The 21265-nt window shown below is 69.7% G+C and carries 23 protein-coding genes; 6 read left to right on the forward strand and 17 right to left on the reverse strand.

Annotated elements, in window-relative coordinates; all coding sequences use genetic code 11:
* Positions 1 to 403: 403 nt before the first annotated feature.
* Positions 404 to 1504: an aldo/keto reductase gene (locus tag ATK30_RS01100; protein WP_101433850.1), complete on the forward strand. Its 1101-nt coding sequence runs from the start codon at positions 404 to 406 to the stop codon at positions 1502 to 1504.
* A gap of 1423 nt (positions 1505 to 2927) precedes the next feature.
* Positions 2928 to 5108, forward strand: a complete 2181-nt coding sequence (helR, locus tag ATK30_RS01105; protein WP_208637223.1) for an RNA polymerase recycling motor ATPase HelR — start codon at positions 2928 to 2930, stop codon at positions 5106 to 5108.
* 3 nt (positions 5109 to 5111) lie between these two features.
* Here helR and ATK30_RS01110 read toward each other — a convergent pair whose 3' ends face one another.
* Complete coding sequence (locus tag ATK30_RS01110; protein WP_101433851.1) at positions 5112 to 6077, reverse strand: Lrp/AsnC family transcriptional regulator; 966 nt, start codon at positions 6075 to 6077, stop codon at positions 5112 to 5114.
* Positions 6078 to 6184: 107 nt separating this feature from the next.
* On the opposite strand from ATK30_RS01110, the gene ATK30_RS01115 reads away from it, so the two are divergent.
* Positions 6185 to 7597 carry an amidase gene (locus tag ATK30_RS01115; RefSeq protein ID WP_101433852.1) on the forward strand — a complete coding sequence of 471 codons (1413 nt, stop codon included), beginning with the start codon at positions 6185 to 6187 and terminating at the stop codon, positions 7595 to 7597.
* 65 nt (positions 7598 to 7662) lie between these two features.
* Here the strand turns inward: ATK30_RS01115 and ATK30_RS01120 are convergent, their stop codons facing one another.
* The gene (locus tag ATK30_RS01120; RefSeq protein WP_208637224.1) at positions 7663 to 7998 is read right to left on the reverse strand and encodes a hypothetical protein; all 336 of its coding nucleotides are present in this window, start codon (positions 7996 to 7998) and stop codon (positions 7663 to 7665) included.
* A gap of 424 nt (positions 7999 to 8422) precedes the next feature.
* Entirely contained in the window at positions 8423 to 9019 is a 597-nt protein-coding gene (locus ATK30_RS01125) for a gamma carbonic anhydrase family protein (RefSeq protein WP_101433853.1), read from the reverse strand.
* A gap of 79 nt (positions 9020 to 9098) precedes the next feature.
* On the opposite strand from ATK30_RS01125, the gene ATK30_RS01130 reads away from it, so the two are divergent.
* Together ATK30_RS01130 and ATK30_RS01135 are read left to right on the forward strand one after the other, a co-directional pair.
* Entirely contained in the window at positions 9099 to 9752 is a 654-nt protein-coding gene (locus tag ATK30_RS01130) for a dienelactone hydrolase family protein (RefSeq protein WP_101433854.1), read from the forward strand.
* A 34-nt stretch (positions 9753 to 9786) separates the two neighbouring features.
* Positions 9787 to 10194, forward strand: a complete 408-nt coding sequence (locus ATK30_RS01135; RefSeq protein ID WP_101433855.1) for a DUF2267 domain-containing protein — start codon at positions 9787 to 9789, stop codon at positions 10192 to 10194.
* 168 nt (positions 10195 to 10362) lie between these two features.
* Here ATK30_RS01135 and ATK30_RS01140 read toward each other — a convergent pair whose 3' ends face one another.
* From ATK30_RS01140 to ATK30_RS01205, 14 genes are all read right to left on the reverse strand, one after another.
* Positions 10363 to 12465: a xanthine dehydrogenase family protein molybdopterin-binding subunit gene (locus ATK30_RS01140; RefSeq protein ID WP_101433856.1), complete on the reverse strand. Its 2103-nt coding sequence runs from the start codon at positions 12463 to 12465 to the stop codon at positions 10363 to 10365.
* Positions 12462 to 13466, reverse strand: coding sequence for an FAD binding domain-containing protein (locus ATK30_RS01145; protein ID WP_101433857.1), 1005 nt, complete (start codon positions 13464 to 13466; stop codon positions 12462 to 12464). Before ATK30_RS01145 ends, ATK30_RS01140 begins: the two co-directional genes overlap by 4 nt.
* Positions 13463 to 14020: a (2Fe-2S)-binding protein gene (locus ATK30_RS01150; protein WP_101433858.1), complete on the reverse strand. Its 558-nt coding sequence runs from the start codon at positions 14018 to 14020 to the stop codon at positions 13463 to 13465. The genes ATK30_RS01145 and ATK30_RS01150 overlap by 4 nt, the downstream gene beginning before the upstream one ends.
* A gap of 157 nt (positions 14021 to 14177) precedes the next feature.
* Complete coding sequence (locus ATK30_RS01155; protein ID WP_101433859.1) at positions 14178 to 14474, reverse strand: gas vesicle protein K; 297 nt, start codon at positions 14472 to 14474, stop codon at positions 14178 to 14180.
* A gap of 11 nt (positions 14475 to 14485) precedes the next feature.
* The gene (locus ATK30_RS01160; protein ID WP_101433860.1) at positions 14486 to 14698 is read right to left on the reverse strand and encodes a gas vesicle protein; all 213 of its coding nucleotides are present in this window, start codon (positions 14696 to 14698) and stop codon (positions 14486 to 14488) included.
* The gene (locus tag ATK30_RS01165) at positions 14665 to 15417 is read right to left on the reverse strand and encodes a GvpL/GvpF family gas vesicle protein (RefSeq protein WP_158242428.1); all 753 of its coding nucleotides are present in this window, start codon (positions 15415 to 15417) and stop codon (positions 14665 to 14667) included. Before ATK30_RS01165 ends, ATK30_RS01160 begins: the two co-directional genes overlap by 34 nt.
* Entirely contained in the window at positions 15414 to 15752 is a 339-nt protein-coding gene (locus ATK30_RS01170) for a gas vesicle protein (protein WP_183124172.1), read from the reverse strand. Before ATK30_RS01170 ends, ATK30_RS01165 begins: the two co-directional genes overlap by 4 nt.
* 14 nt (positions 15753 to 15766) lie before the next feature.
* Positions 15767 to 16807: an SRPBCC family protein gene (locus tag ATK30_RS01175; protein ID WP_101433862.1), complete on the reverse strand. Its 1041-nt coding sequence runs from the start codon at positions 16805 to 16807 to the stop codon at positions 15767 to 15769.
* Entirely contained in the window at positions 16800 to 17402 is a 603-nt protein-coding gene (locus ATK30_RS01180; protein ID WP_143271332.1) for a hypothetical protein, read from the reverse strand. Before ATK30_RS01180 ends, ATK30_RS01175 begins: the two co-directional genes overlap by 8 nt.
* Before the next feature lie 13 nt (positions 17403 to 17415).
* Complete coding sequence (locus ATK30_RS01185) at positions 17416 to 17652, reverse strand: gas vesicle protein GvpG (protein WP_101433864.1); 237 nt, start codon at positions 17650 to 17652, stop codon at positions 17416 to 17418.
* The gene (locus ATK30_RS01190; RefSeq protein ID WP_101433865.1) at positions 17652 to 18380 is read right to left on the reverse strand and encodes a GvpL/GvpF family gas vesicle protein; all 729 of its coding nucleotides are present in this window, start codon (positions 18378 to 18380) and stop codon (positions 17652 to 17654) included. The genes ATK30_RS01185 and ATK30_RS01190 overlap by 1 nt, the downstream gene beginning before the upstream one ends.
* Entirely contained in the window at positions 18377 to 18817 is a 441-nt protein-coding gene (locus ATK30_RS01195) for a gas vesicle structural protein GvpA (protein ID WP_101433866.1), read from the reverse strand. Before ATK30_RS01195 ends, ATK30_RS01190 begins: the two co-directional genes overlap by 4 nt.
* A 19-nt stretch (positions 18818 to 18836) precedes the next feature.
* Complete coding sequence (locus tag ATK30_RS01200; RefSeq protein ID WP_101433867.1) at positions 18837 to 19103, reverse strand: gas vesicle protein GvpO; 267 nt, start codon at positions 19101 to 19103, stop codon at positions 18837 to 18839.
* 266 nt (positions 19104 to 19369) lie between these two features.
* Positions 19370 to 20284: a hypothetical protein gene (locus tag ATK30_RS01205; protein WP_101433868.1), complete on the reverse strand. Its 915-nt coding sequence runs from the start codon at positions 20282 to 20284 to the stop codon at positions 19370 to 19372.
* Between the two features lie 188 nt (positions 20285 to 20472).
* On the opposite strand from ATK30_RS01205, the gene ATK30_RS01210 reads away from it, so the two are divergent.
* On the forward strand, positions 20473 to 21216 hold the full coding sequence (locus tag ATK30_RS01210) for a S1 family peptidase (protein WP_101433869.1): 744 nt from the start codon (positions 20473 to 20475) through the stop codon (positions 21214 to 21216).
* Positions 21217 to 21265 lie beyond the last annotated feature (49 nt).

Below are 21265 nucleotides of genomic sequence, written 5' to 3' on the forward strand. Positions count from 1 at the left end.
TCTTCGGAAGGCGAATTTTCAGCGTTGGATTATTCGGTGCGGAACATTCGGCTTGGGGTTCGCTCCGGCCGGCGGTCCTTTCGCTGATGCCGCGGCTTTGTCGTGCATCGCGACCGGCGCGAGCAACCCGGGTTCGAGCAGCTTTGGTCGATGTCGAGTGCTACGGCGGAGTTCGCTCGCTCAGCATCACTCGCCTCGACCGACGTCGGCCCTGCTCCACGCGCTCAATCCGGTCTGGACCGCAGCGTGCTTCGCTCGACAGCGAACGTGTCCGGGCCTCCGGTCTCCTCAGCACCGACAAGCCGCAGATTTTGGACTTGCTGGTCCATTTTTCCGGAGGCACCCTGGCCGAGCCAGGCGGGCACGGTCCCGCGCGTGTTTTCGGAACGGAGCGAGGACCCCGATGTCTCTTGACCATTACTACCTGCTCGGACGGTCCGGATTGCGGGTCAGCCGGCTCGCGCTCGGCACGATGAACTTCGGCGTCGACGGGTTTCACGCCGCGTACGGGAAGTCCGAGGAGGAGGCGCGGCCGATCTTCCGCAAGTACGTCGAGGAGGGCGGAAATTTCGTCGACACGGCCGACTTCTACACCGCGGGCGAGAGCGAACGGCTGATCGGCAAGTTCATCGCCGAGACGGGCGAGCGGGACCGGCTCGTGCTGACGTCGAAGTTCACCAACAGCGTCGCCCCGGGCGATCCGAACGCGGGCGGCAATGGCCGCAAGCACATGATCCGGTCAGTGGAAGCGTCGCTGCGCCGGCTGGGCACCGATTATCTCGACCTCTTCCGGCTGCACACGTGGGATCGGATCACACCGGTCGAGGAGGTGCTGCGCACGTTCGACGATCTGGTGCGGGCGGGAAAGATCCGGTACGCCGGGCTGTCCGACGTGCCGGCGTGGTACGCGAGCCGTGCGCAGACGCTCGCCGACGCGCATTCGCTGCCGCCGATGATCAGTCTGCAGCTGCCGTACTCGCTGATCGAGCGGACGATCGAAACCGAGCACGTCCCGGCGGCTCAGGAGCTGGGACTGGGAATCACCGCGTGGAGCCCGCTCGGCAGCGGGTTCCTGAGCGGCAAATACCGCAGTTCGGCGGCAGGACTCAGCGGCGAGGGCCGGTTGGCCGGCGCGTCCGGGGCCTGGACTGCGCAGCAGTGGGAGCTGCTGAAGACGCTCGAGACGGTTGCCGACGAGCTGAACGTGACGATGGCGCAGGTCGCGATCAACTGGGTCGCGACACAACCGGGCATCGCGTCGGCGATCGTCGGGGCGAGCAGCGCACGGCAACTGGACGCGACGATGCACGCGCTCGATTTCACCCTGCCCGCCGACCTGCGCGAGACCATGGACCGCGCGAGCGAGGTGCCGCCGGCCGGGCCGTACCGGATGTTCACGCCGGACTACCAGTCGTGGCTGGTCAACCCCGGCGCGAAGGTCGGCGACAAACCCGAGGGGTATCGGCCGGTGGTGCGGAACTGGGTGCCGGCGAAGCAGGCGTGAACCGCGCGGGATTCCGCGCACTGGGAAAAATGATTTCCTCCGCCCTTTTCAAGATATAGCGCACCCCGGGGCTTGCCGCAAGCCCCGGGGGATGGCGCAGAATCGCTGCTCGACCATGAAATTCGAGCTGTCGGGGGCGAGTGTGCGGGCGAGATCGGGACTAGGGGTGTGCGGGAAAGTCTGCCCGCCGAAGATGCTTCCGGCGCGGGCGCCGAGAGCGCATTCGCGCGGCTCCTTGAGCCCGCCGCCGACGCGGAGTTCGCGCGCGGCCGCCCTCCACCGAAGGCCGTCGCACAGCTCCGACAGTCAGATGGCCCCGTCACGCGGCCGCCCCCGGCGACGCCGAATCCGCGCCGCAGGACCAACTCGCCGGACATGCCTCATCAACCGGCTTGGCTCTGCGGCCGCCCGCTCGGATTCACTCGACCGACCGCGATGCCCGACACGCTCGACGTAGCCCAGCCGGACAACGCCAGGAGCTCCGAGGCAGGGCCTGGCCAGCCCTAGCCGGAGGCTCTGCTCGCCCTTGCCGAAGACTTCCCGCCACACCACGGCCCGGGCCGCCTGCAAGCGCGGTTTGCCAACCACGAACTGACCCTTGTGCGCCGGAGAACCTCGGCTCGGCTCGGCTCGGCTCGGCTCGGCTCGGCTCGGCTCGGCTCGGCTCGGCTCGGCTCGGCTCGGCTCGGCTCGGCTCGGCTCGGCTCGGCTCGGCTCGGCTCGGCTCGGCTCGGCTCGGCTCGGCTCGGCTCGGCTCGGCTCGGCTCGGCTCGGCTCGGCTCGGCTCGGCTCGGCTCGGCTCGGCTCGGCTCGGCTCGGCTCGGCTCGGCTCGGCTCGGCTCGGCTCGGCTCGGCTCGGCTCGGCTCGGCTCGGCTCGGCTCGGCTCGGCTCGGCTCGGCTCGGCTCGGCTCGGCTCGGCTCGGCTCGGCTCGGCTCGGCTCGGCTCGGCTCGGCTCGGCTCGGCTCGGCTCGGCTCGGCTCGGCTCGGCTCGGCTCGGCTCGGCTCGGCTCGGCTCGGGACAGGATGGAACCGCACAACCCGCCGACCGCACAACCCGCCGACCGCACAACCCGCCGACCGCACAACCCGCCGACCGCACAACCCGCCGACCGCACAACCCGCCGACCGCACAACCCGCCGACCGCACAACCCGCCGACCGCACAACCCGCCGACCGCACAACCCGCCGACCGCACAACCCGCCGACCGCACAACCCGCCGACCGCACAACCCGCCGACCGCACAACCCGCCGACCGCACAACCCGCCGACCGTCACGACTCCAGGCGCGAAAAACCGCCGGAAAACGTCAGTCCGCCCAGCCACTTGACAGAAGGTGGACAATGAAAAATCGACGCGTCTTCACCAGGCAATCAGAAGTTCGCGCCGAATCTGATTTCAGAATAACAGCAGCGAGGGGCACTTGTCAACTCAGGGGTACGAAGAAGAACTGCGGTCCGAACAGGACTACGTCGCCGGGCTGTACCGGCGGCTCGACGACGAGCGCGGGCGGGCCAAGGAGCGTTACACCGCTGCCCTCAAACGAAACGACGAGGCTCCGGGCGAGCGCGACGTCGAGGTGCGCGCGCTCGCTCGCGAAACGCGGCGGTTGGCGGTCGCCGACTCCGGGTTGTGTTTCGGGCGGCTCGACCCGCTCGAAGGCGACCATTCCTACATCGGCCGGATCGGGCTTTTCGACGAGGACGACGAGTACAAACCCGTTCTTCTCGATTGGCGCGCGCCGGCGTCGAGCGCGTTTTACACCGCTACCGCCGCCAACCCCGAGAACATGCGGCGGCGACGCCAGTTCCACACGCGCGGACGCCAGGTCGCCTCGTTCACCGACGAGGTCTTCGGGCGGCCGGACAGCGGCGAAAGGACCGACGCCGACGCCGCGCTGCTCGCCGCGGTCAACGCGCCCCGCGGGGAGGGGATGCGGGACATCGTCGCGACGATCCAGGCCGAGCAGGACCGCATCATCCGGCTCGACCACCCGGGCGTCCTGGTCATTGAGGGAGGGCCGGGAACCGGGAAAACCGTCGTGGCGCTCCACCGTGTCGCGTATCTGCTCTACACGCAGCGCGAGCGGATGGAGCGCCACGGCGTGCTCGTCCTCGGGCCGAATCCGTCGTTCCTGAACCACATCAGCCGCGTGCTGCCGTCGCTCGGCGAGTCCGACGTGGTGTTCACCACCCCGGGCGGACTGCTTCCGGGGTTGCACGCGCACGCCGAGGACGAGCCGGAAGTCGCGCGCTTCAAGGGATCTCTGCGGATGCTCGACGTCCTCGACGCGGCGGTCGCGGACCGGCAGGAGCTGCCCGAGGAACCGATCCTGATCGAGCTCCGCGACACCACGGTCCGGATCGACGCGGCGACCGCCGAGTGGGCCCGCGACGAGGCGAGGCAGAGCGGGCGGCCGCACAACGAGGCGCGGGCGGTGTTCGTCGAGATCGTCACCTACGTCCTCACCGAACGCGCCCTGTCCCGCATCGGGCGCGGCTGGCTCACTCGCGACGACAAGGAGGAATGGGAGGACTTCCGCTCCACGCTCGTCAAGGAACTCCTCGCCGACCCGGCCTTCGTCAAAGCGATCGACAGCCTCTGGCCCATTCTGACCCCGGAAAGCCTCCTGACCACGCTGTACTCCTCCCCCGCCCGGCTCAACGCGGCCGGCGCCAGCCCGGCGCTGCTGCGCGAGCCGGGCGCTCCCTGGACGGTGTCGGACGTCCCGCTGCTGGACGAGCTGGTCGACCTCCTGGGCAAGGCTCCGGACCGGGCGAAGCAGCGGGAGGACGCGGCCGAACGCGAGGCCGAGGCCGAGTACGCGGCCGGCGTGCTCGACATCATGCGGCTCGACCGCGAGGAGATGGACGAGGACATCGGCCTGTCCGCGGAGAACCTGCTCTACGACACCGATCTGGCTGACCGGTTCGTCGAGCACGACACCCGCGACCTCGCCGAACGCGCCGCGGCCGACCGGGACTGGACGTACCGGCACGTCGTGGTCGACGAGGCCCAGGAACTGTCCGAAATGGACTGGCGGGTGCTGATGCGGCGGTGCCCGAGCCGGTCGTTCACCGTGGTCGGCGACCTGGCGCAGCGCCGGTCGGCGGCGGGCGCGACGGACTGGGGCACGATGCTGGATCCGTACGTCCCGGGCCGTTGGGCCTACCGTTCGCTCACTGTCAACTACCGCACCCCGGCCGAAATCATGGCCGTCGCGGCCGCGGTGCTGGCCGAGTTCGCACTGGGGGCCGAGCCGCCGGAATCGGTGCGCGCGTGCGGCGTCCGGCCGTGGTCGCGGAAGGTCGCCGAGGACGAACTGCCCGCGGCGGTCGAGGAATTCGTCCGCGACGAGGCAGCGCGCGAAGGGACCAGCGTCGTGATCGGGCCGCCGGACGTGCCGGGCGCGGTGCCCGCCTCGGAGACGAAGGGGCTGGAGTACGACGCCGTGCTTCTCGTGGACCCGGACCGGATTCTCGCGGACGGTCCGCGCGGCGCGGCCGAGCTCTACGTCGCGCTGACCCGGGCGACGCAACGGCTCGGCGTGCTGCACCGCGGCGCGTTGCCGTCGGTGCTGAACGGGTTGGAGGAACGGGTCTGACCGTCAGGAGCGCAGCTCGGGCGCGAGGACGCTGCTGCGCTTCAACGCCTTGAGTACCACCCCGGTATGCACCGAATCCGCCTGCCGGGACCAGCCGGAGCTGCCGACGAACTCGTGCAACGCGGCGATGTCGGGCAAGGTCACGTCAGCGAGCAGCTGATACTCGCCTGTCATCGCCGCCGCGTACCGCACGTACGGCGAGCCCAGCAGGGCGCGTCCGATGTCGTCGACGTCGTGCGGGCGGCACCGGATCCACAGCAGCGCCTCGACCGGCAGCCCGAGCACGGCCGGTTCCACCACCGCCCGGATGAACACCTTTTCCTCCCGCCGCAGCGCTTCCAGCCGACGGCGGACGGTCGATTCCGAAATCCCGGCGGCGCGGGCGAGTTCCTCGTGGGTCCGCCGGCCGTCCTCGCGCAGCGCACGCACGATGGCGCGTTCGTCGCTGCCGAAGGCGACGCCGTCGGGCTGCCGGGGCTGCGGAGTGGGCTGCGGCAACGAGCAGATCGCCTCCGTCTCGGCCGGGCTGAGCAGGCCGGGCTGCCATTCGTGGATGGTGCGGTAATACCGCGTGACGGTATCGGCCGTCAGATCGTGCAGGCCGGGGATTGCCGCCATCTCGTCGAACAGGAAGGTCGGCAGCCGGTTGCGGTCGCAGAAGACCTCGGCGACCAGTTCGCCCTGCCCGGTGATGAGGTAGCAGAAGCTCGTCTCCGGACGTCCGGCGAGCGCGGTGCCCGCGGGACGGCCGAGACCGGCCCGGCAGCGTCCGCGCACCAGCAGCGGGACGCCGTGCGGGGAAACGGCGACCACCGTCACGACGCCGGTGCTCAGCAGATGCGTCCCGCGGCGGGCCACGGTGCGTTCCGGCGCGTCCAGCACCTCGGCGATCCGCCGCCAGGACGCGCGGCCGTCGACTTGCAGCGCGCCGGCGATCCGGCGGTCGAGCGGGTCCAGCTGTGCGGTCATCAGCCAATCCTGTGGCTGATTCCGTCATTTGTCGAGCAGGTCTTGTCCAACCCCGGCATGACGAGAGAGGCTTCGCGCACGGACGCCGCCGTCGAGAAGGGAAGCCAGTGAGCGCTGAAGAGATCTGCTACTTGCCCGCCCGCGAGCTGGCCCGGCGGTTGCACGCCCGCGAGGTGTCCGCCCGCGAGGTGACCCAGGCCCATCTCGACCGGATCGAGCAGGTCAACCCCCAGATCAACGCGATCGTCACCCTCACCGCCGAGCGCGCGCTGAGCGAGGCCGCGGCCGCCGACGAACGGCTCGCACACGGCGAGGAGGTCGGTCCGCTGCACGGGATTCCGGTGGCGCACAAGGACACGCACGACGTCGCCGGGGTCCGCACCACCTACGGCTCCCCCATTTTCGCCGATCACGTGCCCGACAGCGACACCCTCGTCGTCGAGCGGATCCGGAACGCGGGCGCGATCACGCTCGGCAAGACGAACGCGCCGGAGTTCGGGGCCGGTTCGCACACGATGAACCCGGTCTTCGGGGCCACGCGCAACCCGTACCGGCGGGATCTGTCCGCGGGCGGCAGCAGCGGGGGCGCGGCGGCCGCGCTGGCCGCGGGCCTGCAACCGCTCGCCGAAGGCAGCGACATGGGCGGCTCGCTGCGCAATCCGGCGTCGTTCTGCAACGTCGTCGGGCTGCGTCCGTCGCCTGGCCGCGTGCCGACCTGGCCCGCGACGCTGCCGTGGGAGGCGCTGGGCGTGCAGGGTCCGATGGGCCGGACGGTCGCCGACGTCGCGCTGCTGCTCTCCGTGATCGCCGGGTACGACGAGCGCAACCCGATCGCGCTCGACCTGCCCTCCGCGCCGTTCGCCGGATCGCTCGACGCCGACCTCACCGGACTGCGCGTGGCGTGGTCGCCGGATCTGGGCGGCCTGCCGGTCGACCCGGAGGTCACCGCGGTGCTGGAACCGGCGGTGAAGGTGTTCGCCGAGCTCGGCTGCCGCGTCGAACCCGCCTGCCCGGATCTCGCCTCGGCCGACGAGGTGTTCCGAACCCTGCGCGGATGGCTTTTCCACGCGGGGTTCAGCAGCCTGCTCGAGGAACATCCGGACCAGATGAAGCAAACGCTCGCCGACAACATCGCTTTCGGCGCCACGCTTTCCGGTGCCGACCTGGCGAGCGCGCAGACGCGCCAGCTGCAGCTCATCACCGGGATGCGGGAGTTCTTCACCCAGTACGACCTGCTGCTCGCGCCGGTGAGCCAGGTGCCGCCGTTCCCGGTGGAGTGGGAGTACCCGGAAACCGTTGCCGGGCAGCCGATGCACGACTACCTGGAGTGGATGCGGTCGGCGTACTCGATCTCGGCGACCGGGTGCCCGGCGCTGTCGGTGCCCGCGGGGTTCACCGAGGACGGACGCCCGGTGGGACTGCAGATCATCGCGCCGCTGCGGGGCGAGCTGGGGCTGTTGCGGGCCGCGCACGCTTTCGAGCAGGCGACCGGGCACGGGAACCGGCGGCCGGTCTTCTGAGGCGAGGCCGCGGGCAGGGTCCGTGAAGGACTCCTCGCGGGAATCAGATTCCTTCAAGGAGCCCTTCACGGCCCGGGACGCAGCAGCCGCGCCCAGCAACCGCGCGGTCTCGCGAGGCGCGCCGGCCAGTGCGTGCGCCCTGCCAACCCCTCCAGCGCCAAGGCAATCGCTCGTGGATCCTCCGTCCGGCGAGCTATCTCGTACCCTTCCTGCTGCCGCAACGCGGTCTCCGCGTCACCGCGCAATTCGGCAGCAAAACCGAGTTCCGCGAGAATCAACGTGTTTCCCGGCTCGAAATCGACCTGCTTGTTCCACTCGAGCAGCGTATGCAAATGCTTCTCGGCGAGCTCGAGGTCGCCCTCGCGCCGGGCTCCGAGGGCCAGCCCGGTCAGCGCGTACATCTCCCCGGCGTGCGGCTGCGGTCCGGGGCCCGTTCAGCGCGGGCGAAGCGGTGGCCGCGCCCGCCGTCCGCCGTCCGCGCTGGTCGGCGGACGGCGCTTCCCGGGCCGCATCGTTCGTGCTATGCCGCTGGGGAGGGCGTTTCTCGAGGCGTGGTAGCTGTTTTACTGCCGTCTCCCGGTCCGCCTGGCGGTGGGTGCGGGCCAGGCGGGCGATGCTGCGGCGGGGTGCGCGCTCCGAAAGGATCGGCGTAATAACCGAGCCGCTGTTGCCTTCTGCGCAACGCGTTTCTCACCGGGACGATGACAGCCAGCCCAGCGCCGAGCGCAAGCACGGAGAGAACGGCGATGATGACTATCGCCCACCAGAAGATGTCCACGGCCCCAGTGAACCGGTGCGGCACACCTTCCGGCAAATCGGCCCCGGTCATTCGTCAAGAACCCGATCGTCCCGATGGGAACCGTAGAACTCCGCCTGCCGGAGCATGAGTTCGCGCATCGAGGCACTCCTCGGCATCCCGTACACGGTGCCCGGGAAGTCCAGGGTGCGCTGGACCTCCCACAACTCGTCGTGCCGGTCCGGGGAGAAGAGCTCGGCCGGGTTGCCCGCGGCGATCCAGCCGATGGGGAGCACCGCGCCGGGTTCGAGGCGGGAATTGACGTGCAGGACGCTGTTGATCCGCAACTCCGCCCCGCCGCCGGCGACCGATCCGGGGAACAGCGAGGCACCGGTCGCGACGAAAACCTCGTCCTCGACGACGGCTCCGTTGACGTGGGCGTGCGGCCCGATCAGGACCGCGTCGCCGAGCGTCACGGGATGCGCCGCCCGGCCTCGGACCAGTGCGTGTTCCATGAGCACGACGTCGGAGCCGGTGCGGATTTCCCCGTCTTCCGCGGTGAGCACCGCCCCGTGCAGGACCCGGGCTCGTTCGCCGAGGACGACTGCCCCGCACAGCACCGCGGACGGTGCGACGTACGCCGATGCGGGTACCACGGGCCGCTGCCCTCGATGTTCGATCAGCATCGGCCCACGCTCACCCCGCCGCCCGTTTGGCGGCCGCCTCGCGGGGATATCCGAATCCGACAGAGGCCAGGAGGAAGCCATGACGGAACCGTTCGCGGTCGGCACCGGGACGTCGACGGCCGAGGGTGATTTGACGGTGCCGGCCGATGCCATCGGAGTGGTGGTTTTCGCGCATGGTTCGGGCAGCTCGCGGCACAGCCCGCGCAACCAGGCGGTCGCCCGGGCCCTGCAGGACCACCGCTTCGCGACACTGCTGTTCGACCTGCTGAGCGCGGACGAGGACAACGACCAGGCGCGGTTCGACATCGGGCTGCTGCGGGACCGGTTGCTGCGCGCGCTGGACGACCTCGGCCGCCATCCCGGGGTGACCGGGCTGCCTGTGGGGCTGTTCGGGGCCAGTACCGGAGCCGCCGCGGCGCTGAGTGCGGCGGCGGCCCGGCCGGACGTCGTGCGGGCAGTCGTTTCCCGCGGCGGCAGGCCGGATCTGGCCGAGGACGCTCTGGCGGAGGTGCGCTGCCCGGTGCTGCTGATCGTCGGAGGGAACGACGACACCGTGCGCAGGCTGAACAAGGCCGCCGCGGGGCAGCTGCCCGGCGACCGCGAACTGGTGGTCGTGCCGGGAGCCGGGCACCTGTTCGAGGAGCCCGGCGCGCTGGAGCAGGTCGCCGAGGCCGCCGCCGGGTGGTTCGAGCGGCATCTCCCGGACGGCGGCGACCACGCCTTCGCCCTGTGACGGCGTGGTCGCCACAAACGGAAGGAAGGAGCTCATGCAGCACGACGAGCTCATCGGCAAAGTCCAGGACCGCGCGCACCTGCCGAGCCGCGGCGACGCCGAGCGGGTGACGCGGTCGGTGCTGGAGACGCTGGGCGAACGGATCCCCGAGCAGACGGCGGAGCATCTCGCCTCGCAGCTGCCGCTGGAGATCGCCGAGCATCTGCGGCGCACGATCACCATGGGCGGCGCCGGGACCGGGGAACGGTTCGGGCTGAACGAATTCGCCGGACGGGTCGCCTATCGCGGGCGGATGACCGAGCCGGACGCGGTGTACGGATCGCGGGCGGTGCTCGAAGTCGTCGGCGAAGCGACCCACGGCACGCTGGACAAGGTCCGGGACACGCTGCCGGGCGAACTGCGCGACCTCATCGACGCGGGCAGCAGCGGGCCCCTGCACTAGCCGCCAGCACCCGCGCCACGAAGGCTGCCCGGGGCGTTTTACCGCCGCGCACCAGGTGGGGCCGGCACCAGCTTGTCGGGACGCGCTGCCCGGCGAACAGCGCGACCTCACCGACGCCGATACCAACCGCCCCCGGCACTAACCGGCACAAAACCTGCCCAGGGCGTCCTACCGCGGCACACTGGGCAGGCCCGGCAGCAACTTGTCGAGCGTGATCGGCAGGTCTCGCACCCGGACTCCGGTCGCGTGGTGGACCGCGTTCGCGACAGCCGCCGCCGTTCCGACGATGCCGATCTCGCCGATTCCCTTGCTGCCCATGGGATTGAGGTGCGGATCGGTCTCGTCGAGCCAGTCCGCGCGCAGGTCTTCGACGTCGGCGTTGGTCGCGATGTGGTACTCGGCGAGGTCGTGGTTGACGACGTGCCCGAACCGCGGGTCGAGGACGCTGTTCTCGTGCAACGCCATCGACAGGCCCATGGTCATGCCGCCGAGCAGCTGCGAACGCGCGGTCACCGGGTTGACGATCCGCCCGACGGCGAACGTGCCGTGCAGCCGCGACACCCGGCCTTCGCCCGTGTCGGCGTCGACCCGCACCTCGGCGAACTGCGCCCCGAACCCATACGTGGCGTAGTCCTTCTCGTCCGGGTTTTCCGGGGTTTCGGCCTGTGCCTCGTCGCCGTCGCCGGGGTCGGCGCCGTACTTGTCCCGGAAGGCCCGCGCGGCCGCGACCACGGCCGAGCCCCACGACGCGGTTCCGGTCGAACCGCCGGCCACCGTGGCTTCCGGGAAAGCGGTGTCGCCGATCCGGACGTCGACGGAATCGGCCGGCACGTCCAGTGCGTCCGCCGCGATCTGCGGCAGGATCGTCCACGCGCCCGTCCCCAGGTCGGCCGCGCCGATTTCGACGGCGTAGCGGCCCTTCTCGTACCGGACCACCGCGCTCGACCCCGGCATCCGCTTCGCCGGGTACACCGAGGCCGCGACGCCGCTGCCGACCAGCCACGGGCCGTCGCGGCGGACGCCCGGCCGCGGGTCTCGCTGGTCCCAGCCGAAGCGCTCGGCTCCGGTGCGCAGGCATTCGACCAGGTGCCGGCTGGAGAACGGGCGGCCGGACTCGGGATCCCGCTCCGGTTCGTTGCGCACGCGCAGGTCGACCGGATCGACGCCGAGCGCCTCGGCGAGTTCGTCCATCGCCACTTCCGGGCCGAACATGCCCGGGCACTCCCCCGGCGCGCGCATCCACGACGGCACCGGCACGTCCAGACGGGCGAGCCGGTGACTGGTGGATCGGTTCCTCGCGGCATACATCATCCGAGCGGGCGCCGCGGTCTGCTCCGCGAACTCCTTGATCCGCGAGGTCTGCTCGACGACGTCCATGCCGATCGACTCCAGCCGCCCGTCGCGGTCAGCGCCGAGTCGGACCCGCTGGATCGTCGGCGTCCGGTACCCCGCCAGGCTGAACATCTGCTGCCGGGTCAGCGCGAGCTTCACCGGACGGCCCGGCACGGTCCGGGCGGCCAGCGCGGCGAGCACGACGTTGGCGTGCGGCATGCCCTTCGAGCCGAAGCCCCCGCCGAGGTAGGGACAGATCACCCGGACCCGCTCGGCAGGCAGGCCGAACACTTTCGCCACGGTGGACCGCACCGAGTGCACACTCTGGGTCGAATCCCACAGCGTCAGCATGCCGTTCTCCCACAAGGCCGTCGTCGTATGCGGCTCAAGCGGGTTGTTGTGGTACATCGACGTGCGGTAGGTCTGGTCCACTGCCACAGCGGCCCCGCTGAACGCGGTGTCGAAATCGCCCTCGCTGGTGTCGGTCGGGAAGCTCGGGTTCACCTTGTCCGGCTGGTACAGGTCAGGATCGTCGGCCCTGAGCCGGGTGTCGAAGGGATCGGTCTCGTACTGGACATCGACGAGCTCCGCCGCGTGCCGCGCGGTCTCGGAAGTTTCGGCCAGGACGAGCCCGATGACCCTGCCGCGAAACGGTATTTCGCAGTCCTGCAGCACCGCGAGTTCCGCGTCGTCGGTGTCGGCGAGCCGTTCCGCGGTGAAGGGAGTGATCAATTCCCGGACGCCGTCGAGGGATTCGGCTTCGACAGCGCTGATCCGCACACAGCGACCGCGAGCGATGGCCGCCTGAATCGGATAGCAGTACAGCGGCGCTTCGGCGGGGTGTTCGTAGGCGTACGGCGCGGTGCCGGTGACCTTCGCCGGGCCGTCGCGGCGGGTGAACCCGCGTCCGATCGCTCGCGGTTCCAGCAGTCCGGTCATCGGTCGCACTCCTCGGCGGTCAAGTCGCGCAGCACCGCGACCAGGGTGCGCGCGGCGAGCGGGATCTTGAACGCGTTCCCTCCGTCGAGACCGTCCAACGGCCTGGCGTCCGCGAGTTCCGCGTCGGCGGCCGCGCGGAAGACGTCGTCACTGGGCCGGGCACCGCGGAGGACCTGCTCGGCATGCTGGGCGCGCCAGGGTTTGTGTGCCACTCCGCCGAAGGCGACCCGGACGTCCTCGATCACACCGTCTGAAATGGACAGTCCCACTGCGACAGAGACGAGCGCGAAGGCATAGGAGGCTCGGTCGCGCACCTTCCGGTAGGTCGATCGGCGCGACCAGGACGTAGCGGGCAGCGTGATGTCGGTGATCAGTTCGCCGTGCTCGAGCACGGTGTCGCGCTCCGGGTGCTCGCCCGGAAGCCGGTGCAGTTCCGGGAAGGGGAGCACCCGTTCGCCAGCCGGGCCGAGCACGTGGACGCGCGCGTCAAGCGCAGCCATGGCCACCGCCATGTCCGAGGGATGTGTCGCAACGCACTGGTCGGACGCGCCGAGGATCGCGTGATGCCGCGTGTAGCCGCCGAGGGCAGAGCAGCCGGACCCCGGCGAACGCTTGTTGCACGGCGTCGTGACGTCCTGGAAGTAGACGCATCGGGTGCGCTGCAACGGGTTTCCGCCGACGGTGGCCATGTTCCGCAGCTGCGGCGACGCCCCGGACAGCAGCGCTTCGGCCAGTACCGGATACCGCTCCCGGACCCGCTGGTCGGCTGCGAGGTCGCTGTTGCGGACTCCCGCGCCGATCACCAGTCCGCCGTCGTCCTCACGGATCTCGGCCGACAGCAAGCCGGTCACGTCGACAAGACGATCCGGCCGTGCCACGCCCAGCTTGAGGTGATCGACAAGGTTGGTGCCGCCGGCGAGGAACATCGCGGACGGCTCGGCCGCCACGGCCCGCACCGCTTCCGTTGTCGTCCCCGGTTTGCCGTACGCGAACGGCTTCATCGCTGTTCTCCCGCCTCGCGGACCGCCGCGACGATCCCCGCGTAGGCGCCGCAACGGCAGAGGTTCCCGCTCATCCGCTCGGAAATCTCCCCGTCAGTCCACTTCGGAGAGTCGGAGACGGGCTTGGTGACGTGGCTGGGCGCGCCGTCGCCGAACTCGGCCAGCAACCCGGCCGCCGAACAGACCTGGCCCGGCGTGCAATAGCCGCATTGAAACGCGTCGTGCTCCACAAAGGATCGCTGCAGCGAATGCAGCTCGCCGTCCTCCGCCAGACCGGCGGCTGTAGTCACTTCGGTTCCGTCGCAGGACAGCACGAGCGTCAGGCAGGACAGCACTCTGCGACCGTCGAGCAGGACTGTGCACGCCCCGCACTGGCCGTGGTCGCAGCCCTTCTTGGCGCTGTACTCGCCGAGCTGCTCCCGCAGCAGGTCCAGCAGGGTGCGGCGCGGATCCACGGTCAGCCGGTGTTCGGTCCCGTCGACCCGCAGCGCGATCGTCCGGGCCGCACCGGCGGTGTCCGGCCTCGCCCTCGTTTCCGTCTCGCCCGGTCCCATACGGCCGCCATACCCGCTCGTCCCGGCCCCAAACTTCCGCCTGGTCACGAGGCGGGTGCCGACCCGGCTCGGGGCCTGCCCGCGAGGAAGCGCCCCACGTCGTCGAAACCCGCCCCGCGGTACTCGGCGGCGAACAGTTCGTCCTTTCCTTCGCTGGTCACAGCAGCGTCCCCAAGGGACCGAGGTCGAGGTTCAAATCCGCGGCGGAAAGGTCGTACCGGTCGCGAAGTTCGGCCAGTCGTTCTTCGAGCAGCATCAGGGTGAGGCCGAGACGTTCCTCCTGCGCCTCGGTCAGCCCGCCTTCCTCGACGCGACGCAAGGCCTGGCGTTCCATCAGCTGCCGGAGCAGTTCGATGATGGTCAGCACCAGCTTCATCAGGTCGCGTTCCACCGAGTCGGCGTCTGTCTCGAGGCGGGCGGGCAACGCTCCGAGGAGGCGTTCGGCCTCGTGCATCGTCGCTCCTTTCACCAGGGCACCGGGCGGTCTTCGCGGACCGAGGTGATCAGTGCCCGCAAGGAAATGTGCACCAGGTCGACCTCGGCGACCGACAGCACCAGGTCGCCGGTGAGCACGACACCACCGGCGAGCAGCCGGTCCAGCAGGTCGACCAGGGCGAGCCGGTCGGTGGGCTCCACCGCGGCAGTCACGAGATCCCCGCGAAAGAGTACGGGGCCCACGGACCGGTGACCTCGACCTCGATTCCGGCCACGCCCGATTGCCGCAGGCGCGCGAGCTCGGCCAAGAAGCGCTCCCGGCCGGTGTCGGGCACCAAACAGGCCAGGTTGAGGATGTTGCTGTCGGCGCGGCCGGTCAGGGCCGGGTCCTGGTTTCGGTGCCGGTGGACATCCGCGGACAACTCCGCGAGTTCTCGCTCGATTCGCTCGGCCACCCCGACCGCTTCGTTCGTCCGAGCGTCCCTCGTCTGGCGTTGCCGGAGCCGTTGCCGCAAGTAGGAACGTCCGTCGGCGGGCGCTTCGGCGGGCGTCGCCGGTGCGGGGGAACCGCCGAGCGAGGCGAAGACTTTGACACCCCATTCGGCGTGATCCCGGACCCGGCGCAAGGCCTCCGAAAATTGCGCCGCATGGTCGTCGAGCATTTCCCGTACCCGATGCTCGTCCCGGTAGATCGTCGCCATCCGCAGCGGCAGCACTCCCGTCCGGCGGTTCGCCTCGTCCACCACGGCGTTGTGCGCGCGGGCGATTTCCTCCAGCCAGGGAAGGTTTTCCAGGTTTTCCCGCAGCGCGGCCTCGCCGAACTCCTCGTCCGGGACCGGACTGACCAGCGCGGTCAGCCCAGCCCCGGACACCGCGGAGACCGGGCGGTCACGGAGCCCGGAAATGCCCGCGGCCGGGTTTTCCGCCGCGGATTCGGCGACCGCGTAGCAATACCAGCTCACTGTTCCGCTCGCTCTCCCCGCGCGAGTTCGAGTTGCGCGCGCAGTCGTTCGTTCTCCTCCAGCAGATCCTGGCGCCGCGAGTCCGACGTCAGCGACGGATCGTGCTCCCACCAGTCGATGCCCATTTCCTTGGCCCGTTCGACCGACGCGACCAGCAACCGGACCTTGATGGTCAGCAGCTCGATGTCGAGCAGGTTGACCTGGATGTCCCCGGCGATCACGATGCCCTTGTCCAGCACCCGTTCCAGGATGTCGGCGAGGTTCGCACCGCCGCCGGAACCCGCCGGGCGGGACACGCCGAGCGGTCTTCCGGCGGTCAGGCTGGACTCGCTCATCTGCTGCCTCCTCGTCACCGCGCCGAAACGGCCCGGCGGCCCCGGGGACGTTCGTCCTCAGGTTCGTCGTCTTCCTCTTCGTCTTCCTCTTCGTCTTCCTCGTCTTCGTCCTCGTCGAAGTCCTCTTCGTCCTCGTCTTCCTCGGGGAAATCCTCGTCCTCGGGCTCGTCGGCGCCGGTGTCTTCCTCGCGCGGTTCGTCCTCGCCGTCCTCGTCTTCGCGCACCTGTTCCGGGGTGCGCACGACCTCGCCGTCGCGGATCTCGCCGCGCCAGCCGTCGCCCGAGGCCTGCCCGGCCATCATGATGAACCGGCGGAAATGCTTGAGGTCCAGCCGCGCCCGGCGGCCCTGGGCCCGCCAGATGTTGCCGGTCTTCTCGAACAGCCCGGACGGGTAGTACTCGATGACCAGCAGCACCTTCGTCAGGCTCGGGGCGAGCTCGTGGAAGGTGACCACGCCTTTGATGGTGCCCTTGGCCCCCTCGGTGGTCCACGCGATCCGTTCGTCGGGAATCTGTTCGGTGACCGTGGCCTTCATCGAGCGGTTCGACCAGAAGACCTTGAACCGCCACTGCGACGTGGTCTCGTCGGTCTGCTCGGCGCTGGTGACGCCCTTGGCGAAACTGCTGAACTTCTGGAATTCGGTCCACTGGTCATAGGCCTCGCGAACCGGCACGCCGACGTCGATGTCCTCGACGATGTTGATGATCTTCTTGCCGCCGGAACCCTTACCGCGCTTGCCGAACAGACCCGACACCGAGTTCTTGAGAGCTTTGCCGCCGGCCTCGACCACCGACTTGACCGGCGACTTCCCTCCGGCGACTTTTTCGCCGGCGCTGAACAATCCCTTCACCGAGCCGCTGCCGCCCGCGTCGGCCAGCCGCCGGGACGCCTCCCCGAGTTTGCTGCCCGCCGAGGACATCACGTGTTCGGCTTTCGCTTGCGCGTACTCCTCGCCGGCGTGCAGCAGCTGCTCTGTCGCGGGATTGCGCGAGGCCAGTTCCCGAAGCTTCGCCAAGGGACCGAGTTCGTCGTTGTCAGAACGGGATTCAGCCACGGTTCACCCCCGAAGCACCCGAGGAACGCCTCTGCGTACGGCCTCCCGAGGAAGCCCGTTTCCGCGCGGTCGAACTCGACGAACCACCGGACGTCTTGCGCGCGGGCTTGCTTTCCTTTTGCGACGCGCTGCGCGGTTTCGCCGGACGTTTGCGGGCGCGGGGCCGGGATTCGCTTTCTTCCGCACCGCCGTCCTCGTTGTCGTCGCTTTCGTCCACGTCCTCGGGCTCGTCCGAGTCGGCAGAGTCTTCGTCCCGGCCGGTGAGCGCCGCCGGAAGACCAGCGGCCTTGTCCCGCAGAGTGTCGGTGCGCTCCTGCAGCGAACCGGCTAGCCGTCCCGCCTGATGCGTCAGGATGTCCGCGGCCAGGGTCTTGCCCGCGCCCAGCACCTCGTCCCGCACCTGATCCCGGACCCCGGCCAGTTCGGGCGACGAAGCCAGTTCGTGCGTGACGTCCGACAGCAGCTTCTTCGGGTCCAGGTTCAGCTTCTTCCCGACGAGCCACGCGCCCATGGTGATGGCCAGTTTGGCTTTCTTCCGTCTCCCGAGCACGTAACCGCCGACCACGGCGGTCGCGATCTTCATTCCCGGTGTCATCTGTTCGCTCCGTTCATCCGGCAACCCCCCGGTCGAATTCTTCGAGCAGATCGAGTATTTCGTCTTCTCTGCGGTCGAACTCCTCCTCGGTGATGCCGCCGGCCACCAGCTCCCTTTCCAGGGAGACCAGTTCCCTCCTCAGCTGCGCGATCCGTTCCTGCTCGGCGGCGTCGACGAGCTGTCCGGTCACCCAGGCGGCTCCCCGCACCGGCGCGAGCGGAAGCAGGAGAAGCTCGCCGAGCAGTCCCACTACTGATCCTCGGTGAAGCTGTAGGGCGGCAGCGGTCCCTGCGCGCGGACTTCCGCCACCTCCTCGACCAGGGTCGCCAACCGCCGCACCGCGTCCTGGAATTCCCCCGTTTTCTCGTGGGGCACCAGGAATGAGCAGTTGAAAAAGCAGCCATCGACCCGCGGCCCCGGCTCATGCTCGGACGCCAGCGGAAGCAGGTAGCGGAGAACCGCGTCGGCGTCCTCGCTTTCCCGCTCCTCCAGCCGGCCGGCGACCAGCTCGCCGAACCGGACCTGCTCGGCTTCGCCGCGTCCGGCGTCCTCCCGCAAGCTCGCGGCCAAGGTCCGGATTTCCTCGTCGTCGGCGAGGATCTGGCCCAGGACGGCCTCTTCCCGGTGCGCGACTTTGACGTTCATCTCCACGTGCCCGCGAACCCGTTGCAGAGCCGCCGTGTACACGTCGGCTTTGGCCGCGATCTCCTCCGCCACAGCGGTATCGTCGTCCGCGACGATACCGAAGCGCATCGGCAAGGTCGGCCCTTCTTCGCACAACGCCTGCAGGATCTCTTGGTGGGCAGCCAAATCTCGGCGCTTTGCCCGCAACTCGCCCTCGACGTCGCCGACCACCGCGCTGAGTTTGTCCCCGGCCCGCACCACCCGCGCGGGAGCAGGCGACGATCCGACGCCGCGCAGGCCGCCCACTTCGGCGGGATGGTCGGCGAACGTGATGCCGTACAGGTAAGTGCTCATCCGCTCGTCCTCGCGGTGCTGCGCCGGCTGCGGCTGCGCGGCCGTTCCTCAGCCTCGCCGTCGTCGTCCTTGTCGCTGGACTTCTGGAACTGCTCGGCGAACGTCTCGACCGCACCGCTCAGCGCGCCTTTGGACTTTCCTTTGGCGCCTTTCTCGCTCACGTCGCCCACCAGATCGGGCAGCGTCGTGGCGCTCGACGAGCGCGTGAGGTCCAACCGGTTGCACGCCTGCGCGAACCGCAGGTAAGTGTCCACACTGGCCACGACGATCCGTGCGTCTACCGTGAGCAATTCGATGCCCACCAGCGAAACCCGCACGAACGCGTCGATGACGAGACCCTTGTCCAGGATCAGTTCGAGGACGTCGTAAAGGTTTCCGTTGCCCGGTCCGCGTTGCAGCTGACCGTTCGCCCCCGACCGTCCGGTCGCCATGGTCATGGAAATCTCCTCTCCTTTCCTACCCGTCGATCTGGCCGCGCGCGTACCGCCGGATCTGCTCGTAGCCGAGGAATCCGCCCTGTCCGTCGACCCGCACGCAGTACGTGGCCATCAAGCTCGTGGTGTCCGGGACCCGTTCCAGCTCAAGGACTTCCACCAGCAGCTTCCATCCGTCGCCGTCCTTGGTGAACGCCGACACGGATTCGATGTCCTTTTCGGTCAGCTCCTCGAACACCGCACGCGCGTCGCGCATGAGCCCGGCGGGCGACCGGCCGTTCTCAGCCATCGCGCCTCCGGCCCTCTTCGCGTCCGCTCTCGTCTGGCCGATGAAACATGTGGTGTCGGCTACCCGGGCCTCCCCGGCCAAAACTGGCTACTCGCCAGGAAAATCGAAATTGGGCCGAACAGCCCAGCGCTGCCCGCCAGTCAGCGCAGATGTCCAACGCTCAGTAGCCGATCACGCGCGAAGCGCTGTGTCGCAGGCGAAATACCCGTTCCGTCCACGAAGGACACACCGCCGGTGTCCTCAGTGGATCGCGGACGGTCACCGATTCACCACCGCCACCGCATTCCGTGAATTCCCGGCCCCTGCCCGGTCCGGATCACGTGCGCGGGCTCGCCGGGCCGCATCCGCACCTCGGCGGTCTCCAGCTCCGGCCCGGTCGGCGAATCCTGCCGGTACGAAACGCATTCCGCGGGCAGAGCCGCCGGATCGAAATGCACTTCCATCAGATGTTCGGCGACCGGCAGCCGGAACCGCCGGTCGTAGCGCGAATCCGGTTCCTCGTCCCGGAACGCGAACCGGTACTCCACGATCGCCGTCTCGCCGGGCGCCAGCGGGTGGTCCAGCACCAGTTCCGTCACCGAGAACGCTTGCTCCGGCCTCGTCCGCACGCAGCCGGGGCGGCAGTATCGCGCCGACTCCAGCTCCGGCGACCGCCCGGGCGTGTACCCGCGCAGCGCCACGATGCGCACGAACGCCGGTTCGTACCGCGCCCGCAGCACCTCTCGCACGTGGAGACTGCGCATCCGTCCCCCGGCGTCCACGTGCAGCGTTTCGTGCACGCTGACCGATTCCGGCGAAGGGTCCTCGAACGAATTCAGCACCATCGGAAGCAGGCTGCGGTTCTCCCACAACCGGTCCCATCTCGCCGCACGAGGGGCGGGGGCACCGGTGCGCGGCTGGTCCAGCAACGCACGCAGCGCACCCGGCGGCACGTCCAGCACCGATTCCAGCAAAGCCAGCGCCCGCAACGATTCCGGCCGTTCCGGACGGCTGCGGCCCATGCGCCACGAGCTGAGGGTCGTCGTGCTGACGGGCACGCCGGACACCGCGAGCCGTTCGCGCAGCCGCGCCAGGCCGAGACCGCTGCGCTCGATCGCCAGGGTCAGGGCGCGTTCGAACGGGCCCTCGGCCAGCGCACGGGCCAGCCCCTCCCCGCCCGCAGCCGGGGCGAACAACCGCATTTCGCCTCTCCTGGAACAAACGGACCGGTCGAAACGGATTCTCGGCATCCGTTCACCGGTTGGCAACCCGCCGAAAGTCGCGTCGCCTCCGCTTGACCGCCACGGGCGGTTCGGCGGATTCCGCCGCGCGACCGCGCTGCTTACGTTCGAAAACGTCCCCATCGGAACTGCCTTCCCCAAGGAGCGACATGCGCGCACTCTCCCGGGCCCTCGCCGTGCTGACCGGTTCCTGCGCGGTGCTCGGCGCGTTCGCCGTGACCCCGGCGTCCGCGAGCACCATGGCACCCGGCGCCCAACCGTCGATCATCGGCGGCAGCACCGCGCAGAACCCCGGCTACATCACGCGGTTCAACGGACACGCGAACGGCTACACCTTCTTCTGCACCAGCACGCTGATCGGCAGCCGCTGGGTCCTCACCGCGAAGCACTGCATGTACGACAACAACGGGCAGCGCCTCACCGACATCGACCTGTACGTCGGTTCCAACAGCGCCAGCGGCGGCGTGCACGCCAAGGCCGCCTCCACCTACGTCTACTCCGGCGGCGACCTGGCGCTGATCAAGCTGGACACCGACGGCGGCAGCACGTTCGCCCGTCTCGCCAGCAGCTCCGCCGACGCGCAAGAAGGCGACAGCGCCACCGTCTACGGCTGGGGCGCGACGCAGAGCACCGACGAGGGCCATCACCAGTCGAGCGTGCTGAAGCAGGCCGTGGTGACCATCTCGGACACCCGGGACACTGACAACGCGGGCGGCCCGGCGATCACGGCGAGCACCCCGAACGGCGCGGTGGCCGGCGGCGACTCGGGCGGTCCGATGGTCGACGACGGCATCCAGGTCGGCGTGTGCTCGACCAGCGACCGTTCCAGCTCCACGACCTACGGCAGCGTCGCCGCCGGACGGGACTGGATTCAGCAGGTCTCCGGAGTCTGATCGGCACGGTTCGGCGCCGGAGGGGTCTGTGCGCACCCCTCCGGCGCCG

It is taken from the genome of Amycolatopsis echigonensis (genome assembly GCF_002846615.1).
Lineage (GTDB): Bacteria > Actinomycetota > Actinomycetes > Mycobacteriales > Pseudonocardiaceae > Amycolatopsis > Amycolatopsis echigonensis.

Coding starts and splice junctions, on each gene's coding strand:
- ATK30_RS01100 (WP_101433850.1), top strand. CDS start 404: ATGTCTCTTGACCATTACTACCTGCTCGGACGGTCCGGATTGCGGGTC.
- ATK30_RS01110 (WP_101433851.1), bottom strand. CDS start 6,077: ATGACCGCACAGCTGGACCCGCTCGACCGCCGGATCGCCGGCGCGCTG.
- ATK30_RS01120 (WP_208637224.1), bottom strand. CDS start 7,998: ATGTACGCGCTGACCGGGCTGGCCCTCGGAGCCCGGCGCGAGGGCGAC.
- ATK30_RS01125 (WP_101433853.1), bottom strand. CDS start 9,019: ATGCTGATCGAACATCGAGGGCAGCGGCCCGTGGTACCCGCATCGGCG.
- ATK30_RS01130 (WP_101433854.1), top strand. CDS start 9,099: ATGACGGAACCGTTCGCGGTCGGCACCGGGACGTCGACGGCCGAGGGT.
- ATK30_RS01135 (WP_101433855.1), top strand. CDS start 9,787: ATGCAGCACGACGAGCTCATCGGCAAAGTCCAGGACCGCGCGCACCTG.
- ATK30_RS01140 (WP_101433856.1), bottom strand. CDS start 12,465: ATGACCGGACTGCTGGAACCGCGAGCGATCGGACGCGGGTTCACCCGC.
- ATK30_RS01145 (WP_101433857.1), bottom strand. CDS start 13,466: ATGAAGCCGTTCGCGTACGGCAAACCGGGGACGACAACGGAAGCGGTG.
- ATK30_RS01150 (WP_101433858.1), bottom strand. CDS start 14,020: ATGGGACCGGGCGAGACGGAAACGAGGGCGAGGCCGGACACCGCCGGT.
- ATK30_RS01155 (WP_101433859.1), bottom strand. CDS start 14,474: ATGCACGAGGCCGAACGCCTCCTCGGAGCGTTGCCCGCCCGCCTCGAG.
- ATK30_RS01170 (WP_183124172.1), bottom strand. CDS start 15,752: ATGAGCGAGTCCAGCCTGACCGCCGGAAGACCGCTCGGCGTGTCCCGC.
- ATK30_RS01180 (WP_143271332.1), bottom strand. CDS start 17,402: ATGACACCGGGAATGAAGATCGCGACCGCCGTGGTCGGCGGTTACGTG.
- ATK30_RS01190 (WP_101433865.1), bottom strand. CDS start 18,380: ATGAGCACTTACCTGTACGGCATCACGTTCGCCGACCATCCCGCCGAA.
- ATK30_RS01195 (WP_101433866.1), bottom strand. CDS start 18,817: ATGACCATGGCGACCGGACGGTCGGGGGCGAACGGTCAGCTGCAACGC.
- ATK30_RS01200 (WP_101433867.1), bottom strand. CDS start 19,103: ATGGCTGAGAACGGCCGGTCGCCCGCCGGGCTCATGCGCGACGCGCGT.
- ATK30_RS01205 (WP_101433868.1), bottom strand. CDS start 20,284: ATGCGGTTGTTCGCCCCGGCTGCGGGCGGGGAGGGGCTGGCCCGTGCG.
- ATK30_RS01210 (WP_101433869.1), top strand. CDS start 20,473: ATGCGCGCACTCTCCCGGGCCCTCGCCGTGCTGACCGGTTCCTGCGCG.